Consider the following 17,759-nt stretch of genomic DNA (forward strand, 5'->3'; position numbering starts at 1 on the left):
CCGCCGGCTCAGGCGTCCCCGACGGCTGAGCGGGCCTGCTCGGCGGTCATCGGCTCGGCGTGGCTGGAGACGTACCAGTGGTAGCCGTCGTCGAGTAGTCGGCGGACCAGGCCCAGGTCGGGGCCGTCCTCGGGTCGGCGCAGGTGTGCCGGTGGCGGGTAGAAGCAGTCGCCCAACAGCATGACGCCCGAGTCGGGCACGAGAACGACTGTCGAGTCCGGCGCGTGCCCACCTCCGACGTGCCGCAGGTGCACCCCCACCGGCAACTCCTCGACGTCGGTGAAGGTCCGGGTGGGTGGCAGGACGGTGAAGTCCTCCCAGGAGGCCACCGCCCGTGCCCGCGCCCGGAAGCTCGGGCCGAGGCGAGGGTCGGCGCGTACCTGCTCGTCCAGGTAGTGGTGGCTCCACGGCCGGGCGGCCTCGGCGCGCAGCAGCGGCACGGCCGCCTCGTGCCCGACGATCTCCACGTCGGGCCACGCGCAGGCGCCCCAGACGTGATCCCAGTGGTGGTGGGTGTAGACGAGCCAGCGTGGCCGCGGTAGCCCGGCCGCGGCGAGCGCGGCCTGGATCTCGCGGGCGTGCGCGGGGCTCTGCCCAGCGTCGATCATCACACTGCCGCGTTCGTCGGCCACGAAGGCGACGCTCGCCTGGACCTCATCCGGGTCGGGGTCGCCCGGACAGAGCCAGACCCGGCCGGCCAGGTGGTGGAACCTCGGGGCGACGATGGTGATCGACCTCCGGGATTGATCGCGGACGCTGGTGTGGCGTCCGCCGATCCTAGGCGAGCGGGTCGGCCAGCGCCGTCCCGCCGGACGATCGGCGCGGGCCAGGGCAGGTGCGGCCGTCCTTTGCTCTGCATATCCATATGCACCGGTGACGCTCCGTGCCCGGTGCCTACAGGTATGCAGAGCAAAGGACGCGAAGCATTAATCCGGGGCACTGAAACGCGCGTGGCCGCGGCCCCGGTGATCGCCGAATGTCGATCTGCGCAGCCCGCCGGGCGGGTCTGGACCGGCGTTGACCCGCGGCGGAGGGGTGTGGCAGCATTCGCGGCCTGACGGCAGTGAAGGAAGTCGGTGCGATTCCGACGCGGTCCCGCCACTGTCACCGGGGAGTGATCCCCCCTCGTGAGTCACGGCCGTGTGTCTGCGGTTGGAAGGCCGGGGGAGAGCGTCGATCCGGAAGCCAGGATACTTCGGCCGTCGGGACGTACCCCAGGGCGTGGACACCCGAGGAGGACCCGATGACGCACGGCGTCTCATTCATCGACGACTGTCGTCGTAACCCGCGCTTCGCCGCGCCCGCGACCGGTCACGCCCCGCTGAGCTGAGCCCTCGCCGCCGGCCGGGCCCGTCGCTCGCGCCCGCGAGCCGACCGCCCCGCCGGCGTACCGGCTGACGCCGCACCCACCCGCATCGTCGCGGTCACCCTCATGGTGGCCGGGGCGTCACTCACCGGAGCCTGCCGTGCGCATCCTGTTGCTCTCCACCGCCGACACCGACCTGCTGGCCGCCCGGGCCAGCGGCGCCGACTACCGGCTGGCCAACCCCGCCCGGGTCGCCGCCGATGAGGTGCCCGCCCTGCTCGACGGCGTGAACCTCGTCGTCGTACGCCTGCTCGGCGGTCGACAGGCGTGGCCGGACGGTATCGCGGCGGTGCTCGAAACCGGGGTGCCGACCGTCGTGCTCGGCGGTGAGGCGCTGCCCGACGCGGAGCTGATGGCCGTCTCCACAGTGCCGTCCGGAGTGGTCACGCAGGCGCTGGCGTACCTGGTCGAGGGCGGCCCGGGCAACCTGGGGCAGCTGGCCCGGTTCCTCTCCGACACGGTGCTGCTCACCGGTGAGGGGTTCGCCGCGCCCGCACCCACCCCGACGTACGGCGTCCACCGTGAGTACCCCACGAATCCGGAGCAGCCCACCGTCGGGATCGTCTTCTACCGGGCGCACGCCCTCGCCGGTAACACCGGATTCGTCGACGTGCTCGCGGACGCGGTCCGCGCGGCCGGCGGCAACCCGCTGCCGATCTTCTGCGGCTCGCTGCGCGGGCTTACCACCGGGGCCGGCCCGCTCGGGCTCTTCGCCCGCTGCGACGCCCTGCTGGTCACCGTCCTCGCGGCGGGCGGCGCCGTCGCCGCGGACGCGTCCGGGGGCGGCGACGAGGACGCCTGGGACGTCGGCGCCCTGGCCGCCCTGGAGGTGCCGATCATCCAGGCACTCTGCCTGACCAGCACCCGGAAGCAGTGGGCCGACAGCGACGCCGGGCTGTCCCCGTTGGACGCCGCGATGCAGGTGGCCATCCCCGAGTTCGACGGCCGAATCATCACCGTGCCGTTCTCGTTCAAGCAGATCGACTCGGACGGCCTCTCGGTCTACGCCGCCGATCCCGAGCGAGCCGCCCGGGTCGCCGGGATCGCGGTGCGCCACGCCCGGCTGCGGTACCTTCCCAACCCGGACAAGCGGGTCGCCGTGGTGCTCAGCTCGTACCCCACGAAGCACTCCCGGGTCGGCAACGCGGTCGGGCTGGACACCCCGGTCTCGGCGGTCCGGCTGCTCGCCGCGCTGGCCGAGGACGGCTACGACCTGGGCGACGCGCCGCCGCCCACCGACGGGGACGCGTTGATCCACGCGCTGATCGCCGCCGGTGGGCACGACGTGGAGTGGCTCACCCCGGAGCAGTTGGCCGCCGCCGAGGCCCGGATACCGGGGGACACGTACCGGCGGTGGTTCGACCAGGTCCCGACCGAGCTGCGCGAGCGGATGCGGGAACACTGGGGTGAGCCGCCCGGCGAGCTGTACACCGACGGCGGGGACATCGTGCTCGCCGGTCTGCGCTTCGGCAACGTGGTGCTGCTGATCCAGCCGCCACGCGGGTTCGGGGAGAACCCGATCGCCATCTACCACGACCCGGACCTGCCGCCGAGCCACCACTACCTGGCCGCGTACCGCTGGCTGGCCGCGCCCGTCGCCGACGGCGGCTTCGACGCGGACGCCGTGGTGCACCTGGGCAAGCACGGCACCCTCGAATGGCTGCCCGGCAAGGGTCTCGGTCTGGCCGCCGACTGCGCGCCCGACGCGGTCCTCGGCGACCTGCCGCTGGTCTACCCGTTCATCGTCAACGACCCCGGCGAGGGCACCCAGGCCAAGCGGCGGGCACACGCCGTGGTCATCGACCACCTGGTGCCGCCGATGGCCCGCGCCGAGACGTACGGCGATCTGGCCAAACTGGAACAACTGCTCGACGAGTACGCGACGGTGCAGGCCCTCGACCCGGCCAAGGTGCCCACCGTGCGGGCCCAGATCTGGGACCTGGTGCGTGCCGCCGAACTGCACCACGACCTGCACGCCGAGGCGATGCCCGACGCGGACGACTTCGACGACTTCGTGCTGCACCTCGACGGGTACCTGTGCGAGGTCAAGGACGTGCAGATCCGCGACGGCCTGCACATCCTCGCCGACGCGCCCACCGGGGAGCCCCGCGTCAACCTCGTCCTCGCCGTGCTGCGCGCCCCCCAGATCTGGGGCGGCGCCCACGCCCTGCCCGGCCTGCGGCAGGCCCTCGCCGCCGCCTACTCCCTCGACGAACAGGAGCTGCTCGCGTCACCGGGACAGCGGCTGGCGCTGCCCAGCGCGCTGACCGACACGGTGGACGGGCCCGCCGGCACCGCCGCCGACGCGGTCGACCTGCTCGAGGCCCTCGCCCGGCGGCTGGTCGTCGGCATGGAGACGCTCGGCTGGGACGCCGACACCGCCGACGCGGTGGTCGCGGAGGTGACCGGCCGGCCGATCCCGGACGTCGCCGCGGTGCTGCGCTTCGCCGCCACCGAACTGGTGCCCCGGCTGGACCGCACCACCGACGAGCTGACCAACACCCTCGGCGCGCTGGACGGCCGGTTCGTGCCGCCCGGCCCGTCCGGTTCACCCACCCGGGGCCTGGTCAACGTGCTGCCCACCGGCCGCAACTTCTACTCCGTCGACCCGAAGGCCATCCCCAGCCGCAACGCCTGGGACGTCGGGGTGGCCCTCGCGGACTCGCTGCTGGCCCGGCACCTCGCCGACACCGGCGCGTACCCCCGCTCGGTGGGGTTGACCGTGTGGGGCACCAGCGCGATGCGCACCCAGGGCGACGACATCGCCGAGGTGCTCGCGCTGCTGGGCTGCCGCCCGGTCTGGGACGACAGGTCCCGGCGGGTCACCGGCGTCGAGGTGGTACCCACCGCCGAGCTGGGTCGGCCCCGCGTCGACGTCACGGTGCGCATCTCCGGCTTCTTCCGCGACGCGTTCCCGCACGTGGTGGCGCTGCTCGACGACGCCGTGCGGCGGGTCGCGGCCCTGGACGAGCCGGACGAGGAGAACTACGTGCGCGCGCACGTCGCCGCCGACCTCGCCGAGCACGGCGACGAGCGGCGGGCCACCGCCCGGATCTTCGGGTCGAAGCCTGGGGCGTACGGGGCGGGGCTGCTGCCGCTGATCGACGCCCGGACCTGGCGCAGCGATGCCGACCTCGCCGAGGTGTACGCGGTGTGGGGTGGCTACGCCTACGGCCGGGGCCTGGACGGGCGGGAGGCGCGCGGCGACATGGAACGCTCCTTCGCCCGGATCGCGGTGGCGGTGAAGAACCAGGACACCCGCGAGCACGACATCGTCGACTCCGACGACTACTTCCAATACCACGGCGGGATGGTGGCCATGGTCCGCCACCTGACCGGCACGGCACCGCGGGCGTACGTGGGTGACTCGGCGATGCCACACGACGTGCGGACCCGCACCCTGGGCGAGGAGACCCGGCGGGTGTTCCGGGCCCGGGTGGTCAACCCGAAGTGGATCGCCGCGATGCGCCGGCACGGCTACAAGGGCGCGTTCGAGCTGGCGGCCACCGTGGACTACCTGTTCGGCTACGACGCCACGGCCGGTGTGGTCGACGACTGGATGTACGAGCACCTGGCCGCCGCGTACCTGTTCGACGACACGACCCGGGAGTTCCTGGAGCAGTCCAACCCGTGGGCGCTGCGCGGCATCACCGAGCGGCTGTTGGAGGCCGCCGACCGGGGGCTGTGGGCGAAACCCGAACCGGCCACCCTGGACCGGCTGCGCGACACGTACCTGGCCAGCGAGGGCGACCTGGAGGACCGGGTGTGAGCGCGAGGAGTGAGCCGGTTTTGCGAGCCCCGCAGTCGCGATCGAAGGAAGCGCTGTGAGCGCGAGGAGTGAGCCGGTTTTGCGAGCCCCGCAGTCGCGAACGAAAGAAGGCACAGTGACGACCACGACTTACCCGTTCAGCGCGGTCCTCGGCATGGCGGACATGCGGTTGGCGTTGCTGCTCAACGCGGTGTCCCCGGCGATCGGCGGGGTGCTGGTGCGGGGTGAGAAGGGCACCGCCAAGTCCACCGCCGTGCGCGCGCTCGCCGCGCTGCTGCCCCCGGTGCGCCGGGTCGCGGGCTGCCGGTTCGGCTGTGACCCGGCCGAGCCGGACCCGGCCTGCCCGGACGGCCCGCACCCGGTCGACGCGACCGCCGAGACCCGTCCGGCCCGCCTGGTCGAGCTGCCGGTGGGTGCCGCCGAGGACCGGGTGGTCGGCTCGCTGGACCTGGAGAAGGCCATCGGTGAGGGGGTCCGCGCGTTCGAGCCGGGTCTGCTCGCCGCCGCGCACCGGGGCGTGCTCTACGTCGACGAGGTGAACCTGCTGCACGACCACCTCGTGGACCTGCTGTTGGACGCGGCGGCGATGGGTCGCAGCCACGTCGAGCGGGAGGGTGTCTCGGTCAGCCACGCCGCTCGGTTCCTGCTGGTGGGCACGATGAACCCGGAGGAGGGGGAGTTGCGCCCCCAGCTTCTCGACCGGTTCGGGTTGACCGTCGAGGTGGGCGCCAGCCGCGATCCGGAGGTCCGGGTCGAGGTGGTCCGCCGTCGGCTCGCCGCCGACGCCGACCCGGCCGGGTTCGCCGCCCGCTGGGCCGACGCCGACGCGGAGATCGCCGCCCAGGTTGCCGCCGCCCGCCGTCGACTGTCCGGGGTACGCCTGCCGGACGCCGCGTTGCGGCAGATCGCCGAGGTGTGCGCGGCGTTCGACGTGGACGGGATGCGTGCCGACATCGTCACCGCGCGGACCGCCCTCGCCCACGCCGCCTGGCACGGCCGGGACCGTGTCACCGTCGACGACGTACGGGTGGCGGCTCGGTTGGCCCTGCCGCACCGTCGCCGCCGCGACCCGTTCGACACCCCCGGGTTGGACGAGAAGCGCCTGGACGAGGCGTTGCAGCGCGCCCAGGAGGCCCACCCCGACGACCCGGACGACGACGGCCCGAACGACAGTGGCCCGAACGACAGTGGCCCGAACGACAGTGGCCCACCGGGCGGCGGCCCGAACGGCGGTGGCCCGGCCGGTCCCGGCGGCCCGAACGGCGGCGACAGCGGCGGTGACGGCGTTGACCACTGTGAACCCGGGCGCTCGGCGGCGCGCGACGGCACCGGCCCGGACGGGCGCGCGGACGGCGTCGATGACTGGCCGCAGCGCCGGCCCGGCGACCACGACGACGGTCGGTCGCAGCGCTCCGCGGACGACCGGGGAGGCGACGACCGGGGGCCGGGCAGCCGCGACGGCCGAGCAGCGGCGGCCGGTGCCGACCACTCGACGAGCGGCGGCGGGGACGCGCAGCCGGTGGCCGTACCCCGGGGTGGGTTGACCGCGCGGCTGCTCACCGCGCCCGGCGTGGGCGACGGGGTGCCCGGTCGGCGGTCGCGGGCCCGCACCGGACGGGGGCGCACCACCGGGGCCCGGGTGCCGCACGGCCGGGTCGCCGCGCTGCACCTGCCGGCGACGGTCCGCGCCGCCGCACCGCACCAGGCGTCGCGGGGACGGCTGACCGGCCCGCTGCGGTTGCGTCCGGGCGACGTGCGCGAGGCGGTCCGGGAGGGGCGCGAGGGCAACCTGGTGCTGTTCGTGGTGGACGCCAGCGGCTCGATGGGTGCCCGGCAGCGGATGACCGCCGTGAAGGACGCGGTCCTCGCCCTGCTCACCGACGCGTACCAGCGGCGGGACAAGGTAGCGGTGATCGCCTTCCGGGGCACCGGCGCGCGGACGTTGCTGCCCGCCACCTCGTCGGTGCTGGCCGCCTCGACCCGGCTGACCGAGCTGCCGACCGGTGGGCGTACGCCGCTGGCCGAGGGGCTGCTCGCGGCGGCCGACCTGCTGCGGGTGGAGCGGTTGCGCGACCCGAGGCGGCGTCCCCTCGTCCTCGTCGTCACCGACGGCCGGGCCACGGCGGGGCACCGTCCGCTGGACCGCGCGGCGGGAGCGGCGGCGGTGCTGGCGGCGACCGGCGCTCCCTGCGTCGTCGTGGACTGCGAGAGCGGCCCGGTACGCCTGAACCTGGCGCGTCGCCTGGCGACGCAGTTGAACGCGCCGCACCACCCGCTGGCCGCCCTCACCCACCCGCACGCCCGCGATGCCGGGCTGCCGGTCGCGGCGTGACGGGGGCACCGATGGCGGGCCGAGACCGCAGGATCGCGCGAAGGGGAGATCGCTGATGCCGCAGGGACAGCCGAGTGTGGTGCCCGCCGACGGGTTGACGACCCGGCAGCGGCGGCACCGGCCACTGCTCATGGTCCACACCGGACAGATGAAGGGGAAGTCGACGGCCGCGTTCGGGTTGGCGCTGCGCGCCTGGACGGCCGGGCTGCCGATCGGCGTGTTCCAGTTCGTCAAGAGCGCCAAGTGGCGGGTGGGGGAGGAGAACGCCTTCCGGGCCCTCGGCGAGGTGCACGAGCGTACCGGCCAGGGCGCACCGGTGGCCTGGCACAAGATGGGTGAGGGCTGGTCCTGGATCCAGCGCGGCGGCGACGCCGACCACGCCGCCGACGCCCTGGAGGGGTGGCGGCAGATCCAGCGTGACCTGGCCGCCGAGCGCTACGGGTTGTACGTCCTGGACGAGTTCACCTACCCGATGAAGTGGGGCTGGGTGGACGTGGACGAGGTGGTCGCCACCCTGGCCGACCGGCCCGGCTTCCAACACGTCGTCATCACCGGCCGCGACGCCGACCCGCGCCTGGTCGCCGCCGCCGACCTGGTGGCCGAGCTGACCAAGGTCAAGCACCCGATGGACGCCGGGCAGAAGGGCCAGAAGGGCATCGAGTGGTGAGCGAACCCCGGCCGCTGCCCCGGGTGGTGGTCGCCGCGCCGGCCAGCGGCCACGGCAAGACGACGATCGCCACCGGGTTGCTCGCCGCGCTGCGCCGTCGCGGCCTGACGGTCAGCCCACACAAGGTCGGCCCGGACTACATCGACCCCGGCTACCACGCCCTCGCCGCCGGTCGGGCCGGTCGCAACCTCGACCCGTTCCTGGTCGGCGCCGAGCGGATCGCCGGTCTGCTGCGGCACGGCGCGAGCGTTCCGACGCCCGCCGACGTCGCAGTCGTGGAGGGCGTCATGGGCCTGCACGACGGCGCGGTCGGCCGCCGCGACTTCGCCTCCACCGCGCACGTCGCCCGGCTGATCGACGCGCCAGTGCTGCTGGTGCTCGACACCACCGCGCAGGGCCGCTCGGCCGCCGCGCTGACGCTGGGCATGGCCGCGTTCGACCCGGCCGTGCGGATCGGCGGGGTGATCCTCAACCGGGTCGGCTCGTCCCGGCACGAGAGGCTGCTGCGCGACGCTCTCGGCGAGGTGGGCGTACCGGTGCTCGGGGCGGTCACCCGGGCCGCCGAGGTGACCGCGCCGGCCCGACACCTCGGCCTGGTGCCGGTCGCCGAGCGGGCGCCCGAGTCCCTCGCCATCGTCACCGCGCTCGCCGAGCTGGTCGAGGCCACCGTGGACCTGGACGCCGTGCTCACCCTGGCCCGCAGCGCCGGGCCGCTGACCGCCCCGGCGTGGGACCCGGTCGCGGCCGTCGGCGGGCCGGCCGACGCGGGGCGGCCACGGGTCGCGATCGCCGGGGGCCCGGCCTTCACCTTCTCGTACGCGGAGACCACCGAACTGCTCACCGCCGCCGGTGCGGACGTGGTCACCGTCGACCCGCTGCACGACCCGGCGCTGCCCACCGGCACCCGCGCGGTGGTGATCGGGGGAGGCTTCCCCGAGGCGTACGCGGAGGCGCTGGCCGGGAACACCGCGCTGCGCGCCGAGCTGGCCGACTTCGACGGGCCGATCGTGGCCGAGTGCGCGGGGCTGCTCTACCTCGGGCGGTCCCTGGACGGCGTACCGATGTGCGGCCGACTGGATTTGACGGCCCGGATGACCGGCCGGCTCACCCTCGGCTACCGCGAGGCCGTCGCCGTCACCGACTCCCCGGTGGCCCGGGGCGGCGAGCCGGTACGCGGACACGAGTTCCACCGCACCGCCACCGACCCGGGGCACGGCGACCGTCCGGCGTGGCGCTGGAACGACACCGCGCACGGCTTCGTGGCCGGTCGGGTGCACGCCTCCTACCTGCACACCCACTGGGCCGGTCACCCGGAGGCGGCCCGCCGGCTGGTCGAGGCGTGCCGATGACCGCCACGCTGACCGGGGTGGGTGTCGGCCCCGGCGACCCGGAACTGCTCACCGTCAAGGCGGTGCGGGTGCTGCGCGAGGCCGACGTGGTCTTCGTACCCGTGATGGCGGACCGACCCGAACCGGACGCCGGGCGGGCCGAGACGACGGTGCGGGACCACGTCCCGGCGGACCGGCTGCGGCGGCTGCCGTTCGCCCTGGACGACCGAGGTGGGGTGACGGCCCGCCGGGCGGCGGCGTGGGACGACGCGGCCCGCGCGGTCGTCGAGGCGGTCGACGCGGGCGCGCGGGCCCTCGCGTTCGCCACCATCGGCGACCCGAACGTCTACTCCACCTTCGGCTACCTCGCGCAGAGCGTGCGGGCCCGGCGCCCGGCGGTGCGGGTGGCGACCGTCCCGGGCGTCACCGCGATGCAGGAGCTGGCCTCCCGCAGCGGCACCCCGCTCTGCGAGGGACGCGAACCGCTGACCCTGCTCCCGGCCACCGCCGGGTCGGCGCTGTTCGCCGACGCCCTCGCCGGGCCGGGCAGCGTCGTCGTCTACAAGGGCTGGCGGCGGCACCCGGACCTGCTCGCCGAGCTGCGCCGACAGGACCGCCTCGCCGACGCGGTCCTCGGGCGCAGCCTCGGGCTGCCCGGCGAACGGATCGGCCCGGTCGGCGACGCCGACCACGACCTGCCGTACCTGTCGACGCTGCTGGTCCCGGCCCGCCGCGCCCACCGAGGAGGAAAACTGTGACCAGCGACGGCACCGTGTGGTTCGTCGGCGCCGGCCCGGGCGCCGCCGACCTGCTGACCCTGCGGGCCGCCCGGGTGATCGCCGAGGCGGACATCGTGATCTGGGCGGCCAGCCTGGTGCACGCCGACGTGCTCGGCCACGCCCGCCCCGACGCGGAGATCGTCGACTCGTCGCAGCTACCCATCGAGGGCGTGCTGCCGCTCTACGAGCGGGCCGCCGAGCAGGGGCTGACCGTGGCCCGGATCCACTCCGGCGACCCGGCGCTGTGGGGCGCGGTGCAGGAGCAACTGGACCTGTGCCGGGCGCTCGGCCTGGCCGTCGAGATCGTGCCCGGGGTGTCGTCGTTCACCGCCGTCGCGGCGATCGTCGGGCGGGAGCTGACCGTGCCCGAGGTGGCCCAGTCGGTGATCCTCACCCGCCTCGAAGGCGGCAGGACCCCGATGCCGCCCGGTGAGCGGGTCCGCGACTTCGCCCGGCACGGCACCACCATGGCGTTGTTCCTCTCCGCCGCCCGCTCCGGTCAGGTGCAGGCCGAGCTGCTGGCCGGCGGCTACCCGGAGGACACCCCGGCCGTGGTGGCGTACCAGGCGACCTGGCCCGACGAACTGGTGGTGCGCTGCACGGTCGGCACCCTGGAGGCCACCGTCAAGCAGCACCGGCTCTGGAAGCACACCCTGTTCCTGGTCGGGCCGGCCCTCGCCGCCGAGGGCACCCGCTCGCACCTCTACCACCCCGGGCACTTCCACACCTTCCGCAAGGCGGAGCCCGCCGCCCGCGCCGAGCTGCGCCGCCGGAGCGGCACCCGGGCCGGGGGAACCGGCACACCATGACGTACCCCGAGCCGCCGCTGCGCGAGCCGGACCTGCCGCGTACCGCGAAGGTCCGGCCCACCGCGCTACGGACCGGCTGGACCACCGGCGCGTGCGCGACGGCGGCGGCCAAGGCCGCGGTCACCGCGCTGGTCACCGGGGAGGTCCAGCCCGACGTGGAGATCGGCCTGCCCGCCGGACGACGGGTGCGGTTCCCGGTCGAACGGTGCGAGGTGACCGGCGACCCCCCGGTGCGCGTCGAGGCGGTCGTGGTCAAGGACGCCGGGGACGATCCGGACGTCACCCACGGCGCGGAGCTGACCGCCACCGTGGGCTGGACCGACGTGCCCGGCCTGCGACTCGCCGGTGGCGACGGCGTCGGCACCGTCACCAAGCCCGGCCTCGGGCTCGCGGTCGGCGGCCCAGCCATCAACGACACTCCCCGTCGGATGATCGGCGAGGCGGTGGCCGAGGTGGTCGACCTCACCGAAGTCGGCGTGCGCGTCGTGATCAGCGTGCCGAGGGGCGAGATCATGGCCCGCAAGACCACCAACCGGCGGCTCGGCATCCTCGGCGGCATCTCGATCCTCGGCACCACCGGGATCGTCCGCCCCTTCTCCACCGCCTCCTGGCGGGCCAGTGTCGTGCAGGCGGTGCACGTGATGGCCGCCCAGGGGGAGCGGACCGTGGTGCTCTGCACCGGTGGGCGTACCGAGCGGGCCGCCCGCGCGCTCCTGCCCGACCTGCCCGAGGTGTGCTTCGTCGAGGTCGGCGACTTCACCGGCGCGGCGGTGACCGCCGCCGTGGACGACGGCATGACCGGTGTCGTCTTCGTCGGCATGGCCGGCAAACTCGCCAAACTCGCCGCCGGCATCCTGATGACCCACTACACGCGCTCCACTGTGGACCTCTCGCTGCTCGGCGCGGTGACCGCCGAGGCCGGCGGTGACGCGGCCCTCGTCGCCGCCGTGACCGAGGCGAACACCGGGCGGCACGCGTACGAGCTGTGGGAGGGCGCCGGGCTGCTCGGACCGGCCGGTGACGTGCTCTGCCGGCGGGTCCGTCAGGTGCTGCGGCGCTTCGCGGGGCCGACGGTCACCGTGGATGTGGCGATGGTCGACTTCGCGGGGGCACACGTCGTCGCCTCCTCCGGGCGGTGGCCCCGATGACCCCGGCGGAGGCGGCGACCCGGGCGAAGACGACGGCCCAGCTGAACCCGGTGGTCGGCGTGACGGTCGTCGGCCTCGACGCGGCGGGCGCTGCGCCGCACCCCGCGCTCGCGCCGGTGCTGTCCGCCGCCGGGCTGGTCGTCGGGGCCGCCCGGCATCTGGCGGCGGTGCCCGTACCGGCCGGTGCGGACACGGTCACCCTCGGACCGCTCGCCCCGGCCCTGCACCGGCTCGCCGCGGCTGTCGCTGCCGGGGTGCCGGCCGTCGTGCTGGCCAGCGGTGACCCCGGCCTGTTCGGCATCGTCCGGCGGCTGCGGGCGGCCGGGCTGCCGCTGCGGGTGGTGCCGGCGGTGTCCAGTGTGGCCGCCGCGTTCGCCCGCGCCGGCCTGCCCTGGGACGGCGCCGCCGTGGTCACCGCGCACGGCCGTGACCTCCGACCGGCGCTGAACGCCTGCCGGGCGCTGCCACTGGTCGCGGTGCTCACCGCACCCGGCGCGGGCGCCGCCGAGCTGGGCGCGGGCCTGGTCGGCTGGCCCCGCCGCCTGCTGGTCGCCGAGCACCTGGGCACCGACGCCGAACGCGTCCGCGAGGTGGCCGCCGAGCAGGCCGCCACCGATACCTGGGCCGACCCGCACGTGGTCCTCAGCCTCGCCGACGCCGCGCTTGCCCAGGCGTCCGCCGACGCAGCTCGTCCCCAGGCGGCTGCCGACGCCGCGTATCCCCAGGCGGCTGCCGACCGCGCAGCGGATCCGGTCGCCGTCGGCGGGATGCGCGTCGACAACCAGCCGGCCGCCGCGCCGGTCGGCGGTTGGGCGCTGCCCGAGACCCGCTACGTCCACCGCGATTCGATGATCACCAAGTCGGAGGTGCGGGCTCTGGTCGTCGCCCGGATGCGCCCCCGGCTGGGTCGGCTGATCTGGGACGTCGGCGCGGGCAGCGGTTCGGTCGGCATCGAGTGCGCGCTGCTCGGCGCTGCCGTGCTCGCCGTCGAACAGGCCCCCGACGCCGCCGCGACCATCCGGGCCAACGCCACCGCGCACGAGGTCACCGTCCGGCTCGTCGTCGGCCGGGCACCGCAGGCGCTGGCCGGGCTGCCCGACCCGGACGCCGTCTTCGTCGGCGGTGGCGGCCACGACACCCTCGCCGCCGTGGTGGCCCGCCGCCCCGAACGGGTGGTGCTGACCCTGGCCGCGCTGGACCGGGTCGCACCGGCGGTGGGTCTGCTGCGGGCCGCCGGCTACACGGTCGAGGGCAGTCAGCTCTCCGCCGCCCGCCTCGCCGACCTGCCCGGCGGGTCGATCCGACTCGCGGCCACCAACCCGGTGGTCGTCCTCACCGGGGAGCGCCAGTGACCGACCCGACAGTGCCCACCCGCATCGGCTTGGTGGCCGCCACCGCCGCCGGTCGCCGGCACGCCGACACCGTGGCCGCCGCCTGGCCGCACGCCCGACTGGTCGAGGGGGACACCGTGGCCGACGCGCTGCGGTCCGCCTGGGCCGGGTGCGACGCGGTGGTGGCGTTTTTGGCCACCGGCGCGGTGGTACGGATCGTCGCCCCGCTGCTCGGCGACAAGCACAGCGACCCGGCCGTGGTCGTCGTCGACGAGGCGGCCCGGCACGCCGTGGCGCTGCTCGGCGGGCACGCCGGTGGCGGCAACGACCTCGCCGAGCAGGTGGGCGCACTGCTGGACGCCCGCCCGGTGGTCACCACCGCCACCGACGCGGTCGGTCTGCCCGGGCTGGACACCCTCGGCTGGCCCGTGCAGGGCGCGGTCGCCGCGGTGTCCCGGGCCATCCTGGACGGCGAGCCCGTCGAGCTGATCGCCGACGCCGACTGGCCGCTGCCCGCCCTGCCCCCGAACGTCCGACCCCCGAGAGCCGACGCCGACGCTGACGCGCCGCCCGGGGCTGACCCGTCCGAGGCCGACGCCGACGCCGACGGGGGCGCCGACGGTGGGTACCGGCTGCTGGTCACCGACCGGGAGATCCCGCTCGACGGGCGGACCGTGGTGCTGCGCCCACCGTCGCTCGTCGCCGGGGTGGGGGCGAGTCGGGGCGTACCGGCCGCCGAGGTGGCCGAGCTGCTGCACCGGGTGCTGACCGACGCCGGGCTCGACCCGGCGAGCCTGCGCTGCCTCGCCAGCGCCGATGTGAAGGCCGACGAGGCAGGCATCCGCAGTACCGCCGACGCGCTCGGCGTACCCCTGGTGACCTGGCCGGCGACGCGCCTGGCGGCGATCGACGTGCCGCACCCCAGCGAGGTGGTCCGCGCCGCCGTCGGCACACCGAGCGTCGCGGAGGCCGCGGCCCTGCTCGGCGCGGACGGCCGGGCCGACGACGCCACGCTGCTGGTGGGGAAGACCGCGACGGCGATGGCCACCGTCGCGGTGGCCCGGCACGCGCCGCGCGGCCGGTTGGCCGTCGTCGGCCTCGGGCCGGGCGCGCCCGACCTGCGCACCCCCCGCGCGGTGGCCGAGCTGCGCCGCGCCTCCGTCGTGGTCGGCCTGGACCAGTACCTCGACCAGGTCCGCGACGTGTTCCGCCCGGGCACCCGGGTCCGGTCCAGCGGGTTGGGCGCGGAGGAGGCACGGGCCCGGGCCGCCGTCGCCGAGGCCGCCGCCGGCCGGGCGGTCGCGCTGGTCGGGTCCGGCGACGCCGGGGTGTACGCGATGGCCAGCCCCGCCCTGGAGTACGCCGACCAGCGCATCGACGTGGTGGGCGTGCCCGGGGTGACCGCCGCCCTCGCCGCCGGCGCGGTGCTCGGCGCGCCGCTCGGCCACGACCACGCCTACGTGAGTCTGTCCGACCTGCACACGCCGTGGGAGGTCATCGAGCGGCGGGTGACGGCCGCCGCCGAGGGTGACTTCGTGACGGTGTTCTACAACCCGCGCAGCCGGGCCCGGGACTGGCAGCTCGGCAAGGCGCTCGGCGTCCTCGCCGCGCACCGGTCACCGGACACCCCGGTCGGGGTGGTGCGCAACGCCAGCCGCCCCGGCGAGCGGGTGCACCTGGCGAGCCTGGCCACGATCGACCCGGCGGTGGTGGACATGTACAGCGTCGTCGTGGTCGGCAACAGCGACACCCGGCTGGTCGCCGGCCGGATGGTCACACCCCGGGGGTACCGGTGGCGGTCGTGACGATCGACGCGTGCCAGGGCTGCGGCGCGTGCCTGCTCACCTGCCCCACCCACGCCATCCGACCGGTGCCCGGCGGCCTGACGGTGCGCGCCGACCGTTGCACCGGTTGCCTGGAATGCCTGGAGATCTGCCCCGTCGACGCGATCCGCGTCGCCGCGTCCGACCCTTCCGAAGGAGCCCGATGAGCCGGGTCGTGCACCCGATCGAGGTCGAGTCGTACCGCATCCTGCGCGAGCGCGTCGACCTGTCGCACCTGCCGCCGCTGACCCGGGCGGTGACCGAGCGGGTGGTGCACGCCAGCGCCGACCTCGCGTACGTCGACGACCTCGTGTGCGACGAGGCCGCCCTGGAATCCGGGCTGGCCGCGCTGCGGGCGGGCGTACCCGTGGTCACCGACGTGGCGATGGTCGCCGCCGGGATCACCCGCGCGGACCTGGAGCTGGTGTGCCCGGTCGCCGAGCCGGCCGCCGCCGAGCTGGGCCGCTCGGCCGGGATCACCCGCTCGGCGGCGGCCGTACGGCTCGCACTGGGCCGGGTCGGCCCCGGCGCGGTCTGGGTGGTCGGCTGCGCGCCGACCGCCCTTGTCGAACTGCTCACAGTGGACGCCGCTCCGGCGCTGGTCGTCGGCCTGCCGGTCGGCTTCGTGGGGGCCGCCGAGTCGAAGGCGGCGCTGCGCGCCAGCGGCCTGCCCGGGGTGTCCAACGTGGGCGAGAAGGGTGGTTCGGCGGTCGCCGCCGCCGCCCTCAACGCCCTGCTCTACGTCGAGGAGAAGTCATGACCGGATTGGTCATCGTCGGGCACGGTACGCGCAGCGCGGCCGGGGTCGACCAGTTCGCCGCACTGGTGGAGCGGGTTCGCCGTCGCGGTGACATCGGGGACGTCGAGGGCGGCTTCATCGAGCTGTCCCGCCCGCCGCTGACCGACGCGGTCGGCGCGCTCGTCGCGCGCGGGCACCGCGCGCTGGTGGCGTTGCCGCTGGTGCTCACCGGCGCCGGGCACGGCAAGGGCGACATCCCCGCCGCGATGGCCCGGGAACAGGAGCGCCACCCCGGGCTGAGCTACCGCTACGGGCGTCCGCTCGGCCCGCATCCACTGCTGCACACCGCCCTCGAAGAACGCATCGACGCCGCGCTGGCCGGTGCCGACCGGGCCGGCACGGAGCCGGCGGGTGCCGACCGGGCCGGCACGTGGGTCGCGTTGATCGGGCGGGGGTCCACCGACCCGGACGCCAACGCCGAGGTCGCCAAGGTCGCCCGGCTGCTCTGGGAGGGTCGCGGCTACGCCGGTGTCGAGCCGGGCTTCATCTCCCTCGCCCAACCGTCGGTCACGGCGGTGCTGGAGCGGCTGCGCCGCCTCGGCGCGCGGCGGATCGTCGTCGCGCCGTACTTCCTGTTCGCCGGGGTGCTGCCGGACCGCATCGTCGCCCAGTCGGCCGAGTTCGCCGCCGCCCACCCCGACCTCGACGTGCGGGTGGCCGAGGTGATCGGCGACTGCGACGCCCTGGCCGACCTGGTGCGGGAGCGCTACGCCGAGGCGCTGGGCGGCGACATCCGGATGAACTGCGACACCTGCGCGTACCGGGTGCTGATGCCCGGCTTCGCCGACAAGGTCGGTCGCCCGCAACGCCCGCACGACCACCCCGACGACCCGGTCGACCAGCACCATCACCACGACCACGACCACCACCACGGGTCGGTCGCGGTGGTCGGTGGCGGGCCGGGCGCCGACGACCTGATCACGGTACGCGGGAAGGCGTTACTCGACGCGGCGGACGTCGTGGTGGTCGACCGGTTGGCCCCGCAGGGGCTGCTCGCCGGGCTGCGCCCCGACGTGCTGGTGGTCGACGCCGCCAAGGTGCCCCGCGGCCCGTCGATGGCCCAGGAGGCGATCAACGCGGCCCTGGTGTCGCACGCCAAGGCCGGTCGGCGGGTGGTCCGGCTCAAGGGCGGCGACCCGTACGTCTTCGGGCGCGGCCACGAGGAGGTGCAGGCCTGTGCGGCGGCCGGGGTGCCGGTGACGGTGGTGCCCGGGGTGAGCAGCGCGATCGCCGCACCGGCCCTCGCCGGTGTGCCGGTCACCCATCGGGGGGTGGCGCACGACCTCACCGTCGTGTCCGGGCACCTGCCGCCCGGGCACCCCGACTCGCTCGTGGACTGGGCGGCGGCGGCCCGCGCCCGGGGCACCGTCGTCCTGTTGATGGCCGTCGACACCATCGCCAAGATCGCGGCGGTGCTGATCGAGCACGGCCGGGCCCCGGAGACCCCGGTGCTCGCCGTGCAGGACGCCGGCCTACCCGCCCAGCGATCGGTGGCCGCCCGGTTGGACGAGATCGGCGCGGTCGCCGCCCGGGAGGAGATCCGTCCGCCCGCCGTCTTCGTCGTCGGCCCGGTGGTCGCCGTCCCGACCACCGGGCCCACCGGCTGAC

At 75.5% G+C, this 17,759-nt stretch carries 13 protein-coding genes and 1 riboswitch; of the genes, 12 read left to right on the forward strand and 1 reads right to left on the reverse strand.

Translation table 11 applies throughout. From position 1 onward, the window contains the following. Positions 1-8 precede the first annotated feature (8 nt). Positions 9-731, reverse strand: a complete 723-nt coding sequence (locus O7617_RS28040; RefSeq protein ID WP_348774204.1) for an MBL fold metallo-hydrolase — start codon at positions 729-731, stop codon at positions 9-11. Positions 732-1,066: 335 nt separating this feature from the next. Next, positions 1,067-1,196, forward strand: a riboswitch (cobalamin riboswitch). 270 nt (positions 1,197-1,466) lie between these two features. Here O7617_RS28040 and cobN point away from each other — a divergent pair. The 12 genes from cobN (at position 1,467) to cobA (ending at position 17,758) form a co-directional block, all read left to right on the forward strand. Further along, the gene (gene cobN / locus O7617_RS28045; RefSeq protein WP_282259234.1) at positions 1,467-5,135 is read left to right on the forward strand and encodes a cobaltochelatase subunit CobN; all 3,669 of its coding nucleotides are present in this window, start codon (positions 1,467-1,469) and stop codon (positions 5,133-5,135) included. 154 nt (positions 5,136-5,289) lie between these two features. Beyond that, complete coding sequence (locus O7617_RS28050) at positions 5,290-7,467, forward strand: VWA domain-containing protein (protein ID WP_282264886.1); 2,178 nt, start codon at positions 5,290-5,292, stop codon at positions 7,465-7,467. Between the two features lie 55 nt (positions 7,468-7,522). Then, the gene (cobO, locus tag O7617_RS28055; RefSeq protein ID WP_282259235.1) at positions 7,523-8,134 is read left to right on the forward strand and encodes a cob(I)yrinic acid a,c-diamide adenosyltransferase; all 612 of its coding nucleotides are present in this window, start codon (positions 7,523-7,525) and stop codon (positions 8,132-8,134) included. Continuing rightward, positions 8,128-9,483 (forward strand): cobyrinate a,c-diamide synthase, encoded by a 1,356-nt coding sequence (locus O7617_RS28060; RefSeq protein ID WP_282259236.1) that lies wholly within the window; start codon positions 8,128-8,130, stop codon positions 9,481-9,483. Before cobO ends, O7617_RS28060 begins: the two co-directional genes overlap by 7 nt. After that, a complete protein-coding gene (cobI, locus tag O7617_RS28065) occupies positions 9,480-10,220 on the forward strand; it encodes a precorrin-2 C(20)-methyltransferase (RefSeq protein ID WP_282259237.1) in 741 nt (246 codons plus the stop codon). The genes O7617_RS28060 and cobI overlap by 4 nt, the downstream gene beginning before the upstream one ends. After that, positions 10,217-11,050 carry a precorrin-4 C(11)-methyltransferase gene (gene cobM, locus O7617_RS28070; protein WP_282259238.1) on the forward strand — a complete coding sequence of 278 codons (834 nt, stop codon included), beginning with the start codon at positions 10,217-10,219 and terminating at the stop codon, positions 11,048-11,050. Before cobI ends, cobM begins: the two co-directional genes overlap by 4 nt. Next, complete coding sequence (locus O7617_RS28075; protein ID WP_282259240.1) at positions 11,047-12,198, forward strand: cobalt-precorrin-5B (C(1))-methyltransferase; 1,152 nt, start codon at positions 11,047-11,049, stop codon at positions 12,196-12,198. The genes cobM and O7617_RS28075 overlap by 4 nt, the downstream gene beginning before the upstream one ends. Then, entirely contained in the window at positions 12,195-13,550 is a 1,356-nt protein-coding gene (cbiE, locus tag O7617_RS28080; protein WP_282259241.1) for a precorrin-6y C5,15-methyltransferase (decarboxylating) subunit CbiE, read from the forward strand. Before O7617_RS28075 ends, cbiE begins: the two co-directional genes overlap by 4 nt. After that, the gene (gene cobJ, locus O7617_RS28085) at positions 13,547-15,334 is read left to right on the forward strand and encodes a precorrin-3B C(17)-methyltransferase (RefSeq protein WP_282259243.1); all 1,788 of its coding nucleotides are present in this window, start codon (positions 13,547-13,549) and stop codon (positions 15,332-15,334) included. The genes cbiE and cobJ overlap by 4 nt, the downstream gene beginning before the upstream one ends. Continuing rightward, positions 15,322-15,519 (forward strand): 4Fe-4S binding protein, encoded by a 198-nt coding sequence (locus O7617_RS28090; RefSeq protein ID WP_282259246.1) that lies wholly within the window; start codon positions 15,322-15,324, stop codon positions 15,517-15,519. Before cobJ ends, O7617_RS28090 begins: the two co-directional genes overlap by 13 nt. Further along, positions 15,516-16,112, forward strand: a complete 597-nt coding sequence (locus O7617_RS28095) for a precorrin-8X methylmutase (protein ID WP_282259248.1) — start codon at positions 15,516-15,518, stop codon at positions 16,110-16,112. The genes O7617_RS28090 and O7617_RS28095 overlap by 4 nt, the downstream gene beginning before the upstream one ends. Continuing rightward, complete coding sequence (gene cobA / locus O7617_RS28100) at positions 16,109-17,758, forward strand: uroporphyrinogen-III C-methyltransferase (protein ID WP_282259249.1); 1,650 nt, start codon at positions 16,109-16,111, stop codon at positions 17,756-17,758. Before O7617_RS28095 ends, cobA begins: the two co-directional genes overlap by 4 nt. Position 17,759: the final 1 nt, after the last annotated feature.

The sequence above is a fragment of the Micromonospora sp. WMMD1155 genome, assembly GCF_029581275.1.
Lineage (GTDB): Bacteria > Actinomycetota > Actinomycetes > Mycobacteriales > Micromonosporaceae > Micromonospora.

Bases quoted from the DNA above. Each gene is read 5' to 3' on its own strand.
- O7617_RS28050 (WP_282264886.1), top strand. From the start codon at position 5,290: ATGGCGGACATGCGGTTGGCGTTGCTGCTCAACGCGGTGTCCCCGGCG.
- cobO (WP_282259235.1), top strand. From the start codon at position 7,523: ATGCCGCAGGGACAGCCGAGTGTGGTGCCCGCCGACGGGTTGACGACC.
- cobI (WP_282259237.1), top strand. From the start codon at position 9,480: ATGACCGCCACGCTGACCGGGGTGGGTGTCGGCCCCGGCGACCCGGAA.
- O7617_RS28075 (WP_282259240.1), top strand. From the start codon at position 11,047: ATGACGTACCCCGAGCCGCCGCTGCGCGAGCCGGACCTGCCGCGTACC.
- cbiE (WP_282259241.1), top strand. From the start codon at position 12,195: ATGACCCCGGCGGAGGCGGCGACCCGGGCGAAGACGACGGCCCAGCTG.
- O7617_RS28095 (WP_282259248.1), top strand. From the start codon at position 15,516: ATGAGCCGGGTCGTGCACCCGATCGAGGTCGAGTCGTACCGCATCCTG.
- cobA (WP_282259249.1), top strand. From the start codon at position 16,109: ATGACCGGATTGGTCATCGTCGGGCACGGTACGCGCAGCGCGGCCGGG.